General features: G+C 50.7%; 2 protein-coding genes. One reads left to right on the forward strand and one right to left on the reverse strand.

From position 1 onward, the window contains the following. Positions 1-76: 76 nt before the first annotated feature. Positions 77-1,762: a methyl-accepting chemotaxis protein gene (locus FZ040_RS13775; protein WP_149172534.1), complete on the forward strand. Its 1,686-nt coding sequence runs from the start codon at positions 77-79 to the stop codon at positions 1,760-1,762. A 65-nt stretch (positions 1,763-1,827) separates the two neighbouring features. Here the strand turns inward: FZ040_RS13775 and FZ040_RS14065 are convergent. Continuing rightward, positions 1,828-2,502, reverse strand: a 675-nt coding sequence (locus FZ040_RS14065) for a hypothetical protein (protein WP_187620360.1), incomplete at its 5' end; no start/stop codon positions are given.

Raw genomic sequence — 2,502 nt, forward strand, 5'->3', positions numbered from 1 at the left:
TGATATACTGTGGTATAATACATAAAAAAGGAAAGTTTGGTTTTTTGAGGGTATATTAGATAAGGAGGTCGTAAAAGTGAAACTGCAAAAGAAAACCATCCTGTTCCTTGATGCCGTGCTGCTGCTTGTCTGTTTCATCCTCGGGGTGATCGGCTATCGATCTGCCAACCAGGGGTTTGAGATTGCCTTGGAGGACAAGGCCGAGGCCGACATGCGCCAGACGAGGGAAATCCTGGACCTGGCCTATCCGGGGCCATGGGATATCAGGGAGGACGGGATCTACAAGGGCGAGCAAAGATTGAATGATGCCTCTGACATCGTAGACCATCTGGGGAAACTCACGGGCAATAATATCACCATCTTTTCCAATGATACGCGAGTTGCCACCACCTTTGCCAAGGATGGGAACCGCGCCGTCGGCACCCGGGCACCCGAGGCTGTGGCGGAGATTGTCCTCAAGAATGGCCAAAACTATACGGGTGAGGCAGAGGTCTTGGGCAATACGTATTTCTGCGCCTATGAGCCCATCAAGGACGAGCGGGGGAAGAACATCGGCATGCTCTTCATGGGGATTCCGAAAGCCGAGGTGGAGACCCTGCAGAACAGTTTCCTCTATTCCACCTTCTTTGCAACCATCCTGTTGATTGTCGTCATGGGCGTGCTGATATATTTTGTCGTGCGTGCTACCCTGCGCCCCCTGGAAATGGTGCAGGGCACCATGAAGCAGATCTCCGAGGGAGATTTGACGGAGCCGCCTCTTGTGGTCAACGGGCAGGATGAGATTGCCCAGATTGCCCATAGTGCGAACCATATGCAGGAATCCCTTGCCAAAATCCTGAAAAACATTTCCGATTCTGCACAGCAGGTGGCTGATGCCAGCGAGCTGATGAACACCAACGTTTCCCAGACAGAGATCAGCATCCACCAGGTGGCGGACAGCATCGTGAAGATTGCGGGGGACACGGAGAACCAGTCCGGCTCCCTGAATGATATCCAGAGTGTTGCGTCAGAGATGAGCCGGGATATGTCCGAGCTCTATGCCGGTGCCGAAAGCATGCGGCAGGCCGCAGAGCAGAGCCGTCAGGGAGCGCAGGAAGGCCATCGTGCGGTTTCTGATGCCATGGATGCCATGGGCAAGATGACAGAGCAGATGACTGCTTCTTCCCAGGTGGTGGAGACTCTGGGCGGGCGTTCCCAGGAAATCGGGAAGATTGTGGAGACCATTTCCGGGCTGGCAGAGCAGACGAACCTTCTGGCGCTCAATGCCGCCATTGAGGCAGCCCGTGCCGGGGAAGCGGGGCGCGGCTTTGCCGTCGTCGCGGATGAGGTGCGGAAGCTCGCGGAGCAGTCCGGGGAAGCGGCGCAGAATATCTCAAGCATCATCGGCGGCATCCAGAACGACACCCAGCAAGCCATGCAGGCCATGGCCAAGGGCGGCGAGGAGGTGCGTGCCGGCGCAGAGATCGTCCAGAAGACCGGCGAGGTATTCTCCCTTATGGAGCGGAACATCGATACCCTGTACGAGCAGATCCAGCTGCTGCGGAGCCACGTGGACGCGGCAGAAAAGGGAAGCGCCCGGATGCTGGAAAAGGTGGAGGTGGCAAACGAGTTCAGCCGTGCAACCGCCGACGAGGTGCAGACGGTATCCGCCGCCACCGAGGAGCAGACTGCTGTGATGCATGACATCTCGGATGCCAGCGAAACACTTTCCAAACTCGCACAGGAACTGCAGAACGAAGTGTTCAAATTCCAGTTCTCCTGAATTGCGAAAGGACAGCAAAAAACTCAACCATCGCGTCTTGGCGCATGGTTGAGTTTTTTCGTCATTCACTTCTCAATCAGTTTTTGCATCACATATCCCAAGACAGCCGTAATGGTCAGTACGTCAGTGCCGTTTAGGATAATATTCCCCCATATTTCCATGGAATTTCTTTCCAGTATTTGCGATTGTGACGCAACATATATTCCATGATTTACGATGATCGTGATGTTTTCAAAAAACTCATTATCTGTATATTCCTCCAAATCAAAATATTCCATGCCGCTAAAAAAACCAATCCCATAATAAGTTATAAATTCCAGCGTCGTCAGCATAGTCATGCCCAGCAATACGATTTCTTCATTGGATAATTTCCTTTCCATAAATCCCTTTAATGTAGCTAAGCAAACCATATAAGAAATTATCGTGACGCTATAGCCGTAAATCCACATATCTTCCCTAAAGAAGTCATTGGTGTAAAAAATATCAAACACCAAGGCTCCGGCACCGTAAAACATAAGTATGACAGCATAGGTAAAGCCAAAAATTTCTACCGGAAATCCTTTTTGTGCCTCATTTTCTTTCGGCATAAAAACAATCACCAAGAGCAAATACATTATCATCGCCAAAATATCTTCTATTACATATACAATTCCATCAGTGTACTTCTTCTGCGTCAAGGCCAAAAGCACCACGATAATTGCCAAGATTGCCTTAAATATTTTAGCATGTGATAAAACTAT

Origin of the sequence: Pseudoselenomonas ruminis (genome assembly GCF_008271295.1) — a bacterium.
Classification (GTDB): domain Bacteria; phylum Bacillota; class Negativicutes; order Selenomonadales; family Selenomonadaceae; genus Selenomonas_A; species Selenomonas_A ruminis.